This window comes from Polaribacter marinus (genome assembly GCF_022662535.1).
In the GTDB taxonomy this organism is placed as follows: domain Bacteria; phylum Bacteroidota; class Bacteroidia; order Flavobacteriales; family Flavobacteriaceae; genus Polaribacter; species Polaribacter marinus.
Window position 1 is genome coordinate 1 of record NZ_JAKQYM010000027.1, and the last position, 6,897, is coordinate 6,897.

Below are 6,897 nucleotides of genomic sequence, written 5' to 3' on the forward strand. Positions count from 1 at the left end.
ATTGAAAACACACATTGATAAAATCATAAATTCCAATTTTCAGAATATGAGTGAGCGCAATTTTTGGCAACGTTGTTGTATATGGTTTGTTGCGTGTTTTAAGCAACTAAATTAGTAAATAATTACCGACCAAGAAAGTCCGTGAGGACTTTCGCAAGTAGGCAAGAAGCCAGCAATAAATTATATACGGTGTTGGCAATCTGGCTTTTATTTTTTCAGTTCGTTTTTATATAATTCCGCTATTTTTTTTCTGTCCGTTTCGTTTTTCAATATATTCTGTAACCACATTTGCGGTTGTTCAGTTGCGCTTTTATATTCCTTGTCTTTATATTCTTTAAACTCAAAAAAGTCAAACCAATTCTTATTGTGAATGTGCTGAAGTGAATAAACAGCCATTTCTCCATTTGTCGCTCCAAAAAATGGGCAAGTATGGACTTTCGTTTTCGTTGTGTCAGAAAGTTTGGTTATTAGAAATTCAGTCAGTTTTCCTTTGTCGTTTTTCGAGAAATTTTTCCAATCCATTTCGCTAAAAACGAGTGGTTTTTCCTCTCTTTTAAGTTCCGTTTCTGATATGTATTGTTCTCCACCCAAACAACCGCCTTTTTCGAAAACTAAAATATTCCACAATTCAGATATTGAGTCAGTTTGCGATATATGAATTAATTCGGGTTTCCAAAATGAGCTAATTAGTGTTGAATCGGATACAGAATAAGTCCAATCATTTTTTTCTTTTATTAAATTTCTATTTGTTCTGAACTTTCTTATTGAATCGTTTTTGAGTTTTACTATTATCCAAAATTCAGGTCCCATTTTATAAAGTCCTTCAGACGTAGAATTATTCCATTCAGTTACAAAAAGTTCAGTTTGTTCATTATTCAAACGAATTGAATCCGTTTCGTTAAGTCTTTTCTTTATATAGATATTATCTACTAATTCAAGGTTGATTTTTGTTTGTTTATGAATCGATTTTTTAGAATCAACGCAACTTGATAAAACTACAAAAGTCAATATAAAAGTGAAGATTCTCATTTTTTGCGTTCTGTTTTTGCTTGTTGCCAACGTATTTGTGCTATGAAAAGTTGCGATTAAAGTGAACGGCTATTTTCCGAAGGAAAATAGAAGTTTATAAAAAAGCCACTAATTTTTATTAAGCTAAAATTAAGCAATTTTTTTTACACGTTATTGCCTAAAGTTGTTTTTTGTTTTCCGATTTTGGTTATTATTTTCAAGATTTAGCGTTCGAGTGACAATTCCGCCAACATTTTCAATTCCGCAATATTGGTAATTCAACATTTGAGTGTTTTTTTCATGTTTTGACTTACAAGATCTTTCCTAATTTTTAAATTTTGCGTTTGAGTGAAAGTTCCGCAAAGATTTTCATTCCGCAATAATTGGAAATTCAACATTTGAGTGGTTTCTTTTATTCTTAAAAAGCGAGATTTCTCCGCCTTTTAAATTTTAAGTTTGAGTAAAAATTCCACAAACTTTGTTTTAAGAATCTCTATATTTTCACCCTTTTTAATTTTTATTAAAAACTAAATTTTTGACTCGCGAGAGAGTGTCTAACATTTTAAACTTCAAGAGTTTTATTGTTTTTTTTCCAACGGTTTGAGTGGTTCTGGACAATTTTTGGCAACGGATTTGTATATGAATAGTTGCGGGTTTGTATGCGAGGAATTTCCGAAGGAAATTCAGACGTTACAAACACGCAACGACCTTTGATTTAGCATTAAACCGCAATTATTTTTATACGGTGTTAGGCAACGTTTTTATTTTTTTTAATTGCGAATCATTCAATAATTCCGTTACTGACTTATGAATAATTACATTTTTATAATTTATACTTTCTTTTAGTAAATCAGAAACTTCTGTTGTATTTATTCTGTTTTGTTTTGATAAATTAAATTGTTCGGTCGTAATCTGTAAATTATACGGAACTGTTAATCCACAGTATTTCTTGTGAATTAATGGGAAAATATGATCAACATTCAATTTTACTTTTACAAGCTCTTCTAATTCGAATTTAACTTTGTGAATATTGAGAATATCTTTCCTTTTGACCCATTTTGGTGTAGACTGTTTTATTCTTTTTTTTCTCAAAAAATTATTCATTGCAACTTTAGAATAGTCCTTTGATGAATACACACATTTTCTACAAAATGATTTTAGTCCGCCTCTTCTGTTTTTATCTTTTCCGAATTTAGAGTGATGTTTTTCTTTTTTACATTTAGGACAAGTTTTATATAAGAAACAAACTTCAGATTTTCTTTTAATACTTCTACTTTCCTTGTACCAACAACCACAGCTTTTGGTCTTTCCATTATTCAGTAAATCAGATGTGCTTTTGTGCAAATTCCCACACTTACACTCAAGTAACCAATATCCTCTTATTTTATTACTTAAAGTCTTTGAAGGTAATTTTTTAATAACAGTCAGATAATGAAATTTATCTCCGATTTGAATATTCTTTCGTAAACATTTTCCACAACTAATAGTTCGTCCAACTCTTAAACTTCTCTTTATAGAATCAACTCTTTTAGTAGTTTTGTTTCCGCAATCACAAACACATTCATAAACCCATTTGTCATTTTCTTTAATCTTCTGAATTAAAGTCAACTTGTCGTATTTTACAGCAAGTTCATTTTTATAATCAAAAGGTAATTTCATCGGGTTTCTCAAATGTTGCCTAACGGATTTGTATATGGTTTGTTGCGTGTTTCAAGCAACTAATTTAGTAAATAATTACGGACAAAGAAAGTCCGCGAGGACTTTCGTAAGTAGGCGAGAAGCCAGCAATAAATTATATACGGTGTTGGCAACTGGCTTTTATTCTTTCCGAAATTCGTTCATATTCCTTTTCTCCCAATTCTGTTTTAATTGTCTCTTTATTTTTTTCAATAATAATTTTCAATTGTTTTAATTCAAATTTGTTTTTCTTCCAAAATTCATTTGATATTTTAGAAACAGAATCTAATAAATCTCCTTCATATAAGTTTCCTTCTGCAATTATATTTAGTTCAAGTTTTTCTAATGCAATTCCAATTAAAAACTCAATTCCGATTTCTTGAGAAATGAGAAGTCTAATTTGCTCAATTGTCAATTCAGAGAGTTTAATTTTTCTATATTCAAAACATCTTTTAACTAAATTAGTTGGAAATTCAGATTCCTCTTTCCAATAATTATTTTCTAATTGTTCAATTGATTTTTCTAACATTTAACTTTTTTATTTTGGCCATTTATATTCATCATCATTTTCAAAAGGAACACCAAGTTCAAAACTTGTTACTGTTTCAAATTCAGAATCTAAATTCATCCAAAATTTTTCATTAAAATGAGCTGTAAAAGAAGGATAATCGTCTATTTCCCAATTATTAATTATGTTATTAAAAACTTCATTTTTTATGAAATCAATATTTGCATTTATTATATTAGTTCCATTATAAATTAAATTCGGATTTGAAGTTAAAATATAACCAAGTCTATTATTTTCATCTTTATAAAAAGTCAGACGTATTCTATGTTTATTATAAGTTAATAGAATCCTATTTTTGTCTTCTTTGTCTGGTTTTTCACTGTCAGGATTTCCGAGTATTTTTTTAACTTCGGCTTTTTTCATTCCGAATTTTAATTCTCCAATTCCAATTTCAGGTTTTATTTCCATTTGAGTGAGTGCTTGTTGCCAACGTTGTTGTGTTATGGAAAGTTGCGATTTTTGTGAACGAGGAATTTCCAACGGAAATTCAGAAGTTTGCAAAAAAGCAACAAGTTTTAGTTTATGCTAATTATAGCAATTTTTTATACACGGTGTTGCCAACTGTGTTTTTGTTCTTAAGCTATTCCTCCCGAAAAATATTCCGTTATTTTCCATTTTCCATTAATTTTTTTTATTTCAATGTTATTATCCCAAGCGCATCCATTTCCGCAAAAGAAATCAAAATGTAAATAACCTTTCGTAAAATTTCGATTAAAAATTATTCTTGAAATGAATAAGTATCCAAATTCGTTTTCTTTAGTGCTAAAACTTTCTAATTTTTCAATTTTTTCAGTTTCTATTAAATGAATATTTAATTTTTCGTTTAGAAAGTTATAGTTCAGATTTCGGGTTTTTATTTTTCCGTTTTTAAGGTTTATAAATAATTGTTTTTCCTTTCTATATTCGGCTAATTCGTTTTCATATTCCTCTTTATTTAATGTGATGTTTTTTTCTGATAACTTTATTCCATTAATTTCTGTTGTATAACCTTTCGGTTTGTCAAGCCAAACAGAGGAAGTATCTAATTCAGAAACAATATAGAGTTCAAGCTTTTCATTATTCCATTTATTCAGTCTTTTCATTTCCTCAAAATTTGTCATTTCAAGAATTATGTCATTAATCGCTTCATTTTCTATTTTAATATATTTCTCACTTTCAGAATTCTGACAGCTAAAAATGGAAAATATTACTAAAAATATTATTATAAATTTCTTCACTTTCTGTAATTTCGGTTTACATTGTTGGCAACGGTTTTGTATAAGATTAGTAGCGTGGTTAAGCAACGAATTTAGCAAATACAAACCGAATAGAAAATCCGCGAGGATTTTCGTAAGTAGGCTTGCACTAGCAATTAATTTTATACGTTGTTGCCAGTAGTTTTTATTTTTTAAATATCATTTTCAAATCCGCAAATAGATAAAATCCAACAAATCCAAAAGTTCCCAATGCTAGAATGTATTGTCCATTTGGAATTATTAGAAAAATGTTAAGTCCGATTAAAAACAAACAAAACGGATATGTAAATAATCTGATTAATATATTTTTCAGTGACCATTCTTTTTCGGGTTTCTTTTCCTCAACTTCTATGTCTAAAAACTTAAATATTTCATCAAGTTGATTTTGTTTTTCGGATTGATAAAGTTTTCTAAAAACTGTAATAAAAATTAGCAAGAAAACCGAAACTATTAGAATTGACAACCAATTTTCCAAAAAATTAAAATCTGTTGAGAAATTAGTAAAAACAAAGTAGAGAATTCCGATTGAAAATATTCCAACGATTGTTTTTCCTATTGGATTTAATTTGTCCGTTATGTTTGTCAGATGATTATTTGCGTTAAGTTTAAATGTGAAAATCGGATAGAAAGTCATATTCCACATATTCTGTTTCCAAACTTTTATTTCATTCCGACCAATTTCTCCTTTTGCTCTAAAATCACGAGAAAAAACATTCCATAAATGATTAAGAAAAGTGTTTTCTTTTCTCAATTCAATTAGTTTTTCTATGTCTTTTTTTGTGATTTCCAATGTTTTTCTCAAATTACTGGCAACGTATTTTTGTATGGAAAGTTGCGATTTTTGTCAACGAGGAATTTCCAACGGAAATTCAGAAGTTTACAAAAATGCAACAGCTTTTGTTTAAGCTAAAAGTAGCAATTTTTTATACAAGTTGTTGTAAAATGCGTATTTAATTTTTCCATAGTTTTGTTTTTTTCAGCTTCTAATAATTCAATTTTTATTTTTTTAGAATTAATTTAGCAATTCTGATTTTTGGTGTTTTACTAAATTTCCAAATTTATCGTTTGAGTAAGAATTCCAGCATTTTTATTTTTTTTCCGCAATTTTGGTTTTCAGAGTTTGAGTAAATTATTTTTTAAGTACTAAAATTCTCCAATTTTGAAAGACCTTTTTTAGTGTTTTGCTGAATTCCTCAAACTTTATAAATTCAGAGGTTGAGTAAGAATTCCGCAATTTGGGTTCTCAAGCTTTTGAGTAAAACTTTTTTATTAAATTTCTCAAACTTTCCTATTTAGAGAAATTTTCACTCGCGAGAAAGTGTTCCATATTTCTGAAAATTTATTCTCCAACATTTAGGTTTTCAAACTTAAAAACCAAAAGTTAATTTAAAATAAATTATTTGTTTCTGGCGCGATTCAGTAGTTTTTTACAACGTTTATGTATAAGAATAGTTGCGGGTTTGTATGCGATGATTTTCCGCAGGAAAATCAGACGTTACAAACACGCAACGACTTTTTGATTAAGCACTAAACCGCAATTATTTTTATACGGTGTTGTGGCACGTTTTTACTAAAAATAATTGAAATAGAAAAGTGAATTTTATAAAACCTTATAACAAGTTATCAACATTAATAGGTTTTTTTAAAAAGGGAATCCACTTCTTTACTCTTAATAAAAAAGAATACTTCTTTAATAAAAGTCAGAATTGTTATTATGTAGATTATTGCTTCGATAAAACAAATTTAATCAATTATTTCTTGTGAATATCAGAAAGTTAAAAACAGTTATTAACATTAAACTCACAAACTTAATTCAGTTATTATAACCATAATATTTACATTAATTAGATTTAATATCATCTTCAGTTCCAAATTTCCCATCAGAACCAGCAGATGTGATTAAAAATCCGTTTCCATTTTCTGTAATCGTAAATTCATATTCTCGATTCCAAGCATCTTTTGTCCAATCTTTTCTTAAAGGACTATTTCCGATTAATTCATTCAATTCTGTTGGGTATTTTCCGAGATTTTTATTCCAGTTTTCCATTCTCTCGCTCATTTCCGTTATTTCTTTTTTCGTTTTTTCTGGAAATACAGATTTTCTTTGATAAGTAAAAAACAGAATAGAACTTATACTTCCAATGACTAAAACAGCAATAAATATTAATGCACTTGGTTGCATAAAATATTTTTGAATCGGTCTTTTGATTCCGTCTTCTTTTTCCTTTTTACTTATCCGTTTTTGATGTTTATAATCTTCACGAATTAGTCCGAATTCAGCTAAAGTCGAAAGTATTAATTCTATCATTTAGTTCGTTTCTCAAATGTGCTACAACGTTGTTGTGTTATGGAAAGTTGCGATTTTGTGAACGAGGAATTTCCAGCGGAAATTCAGAAGTTTGCAAAAGA

Annotated in this window: 7 protein-coding genes; all 7 read right to left on the bottom strand. The window is 28.5% G+C overall.

Translation table 11 applies throughout. The features are described 5' to 3' along the window. Positions 1-207: 207 nt before the first annotated feature. The 7 genes from MC378_RS14925 to MC378_RS14955 all read right to left on the bottom strand — a co-directional run bounded on the left by MC378_RS14925 (position 208) and on the right by MC378_RS14955 (position 6,796). Positions 208-1,008 carry a hypothetical protein gene (locus MC378_RS14925; RefSeq protein WP_242179603.1) on the bottom strand — a complete coding sequence of 267 codons (801 nt, stop codon included), beginning with the start codon at positions 1,006-1,008 and terminating at the stop codon, positions 208-210. Positions 1,009-1,746: 738 nt separating this feature from the next. After that, positions 1,747-2,667, bottom strand: a complete 921-nt coding sequence (locus MC378_RS14930) for a hypothetical protein (protein ID WP_242179604.1) — start codon at positions 2,665-2,667, stop codon at positions 1,747-1,749. Between the two features lie 133 nt (positions 2,668-2,800). Beyond that, positions 2,801-3,214 carry a contact-dependent growth inhibition system immunity protein gene (locus MC378_RS14935; protein WP_242179605.1) on the bottom strand — a complete coding sequence of 138 codons (414 nt, stop codon included), beginning with the start codon at positions 3,212-3,214 and terminating at the stop codon, positions 2,801-2,803. 9 nt (positions 3,215-3,223) lie between these two features. Further along, positions 3,224-3,754: a hypothetical protein gene (locus MC378_RS14940; RefSeq protein ID WP_242179606.1), complete on the bottom strand. Its 531-nt coding sequence runs from the start codon at positions 3,752-3,754 to the stop codon at positions 3,224-3,226. A gap of 74 nt (positions 3,755-3,828) precedes the next feature. Further along, positions 3,829-4,470 (bottom strand): hypothetical protein, encoded by a 642-nt coding sequence (locus MC378_RS14945; protein ID WP_242179608.1) that lies wholly within the window; start codon positions 4,468-4,470, stop codon positions 3,829-3,831. 163 nt (positions 4,471-4,633) lie between these two features. Beyond that, positions 4,634-5,239 carry a hypothetical protein gene (locus MC378_RS14950; RefSeq protein WP_242179610.1) on the bottom strand — a complete coding sequence of 202 codons (606 nt, stop codon included), beginning with the start codon at positions 5,237-5,239 and terminating at the stop codon, positions 4,634-4,636. Positions 5,240-6,328: 1,089 nt separating this feature from the next. Further along, positions 6,329-6,796, bottom strand: a complete 468-nt coding sequence (locus MC378_RS14955; RefSeq protein ID WP_242179612.1) for a type II secretion system protein GspG — start codon at positions 6,794-6,796, stop codon at positions 6,329-6,331. Between the last annotated feature and the right edge of the window lie 101 nt (positions 6,797-6,897).

Coding starts and splice junctions, on each gene's coding strand:
- MC378_RS14955 (WP_242179612.1), bottom strand. CDS start 6,796: ATGATAGAATTAATACTTTCGACTTTAGCTGAATTCGGACTAATTCGT.
- MC378_RS14935 (WP_242179605.1), bottom strand. CDS start 3,214: ATGTTAGAAAAATCAATTGAACAATTAGAAAATAATTATTGGAAAGAG.
- MC378_RS14930 (WP_242179604.1), bottom strand. CDS start 2,667: ATGAAATTACCTTTTGATTATAAAAATGAACTTGCTGTAAAATACGAC.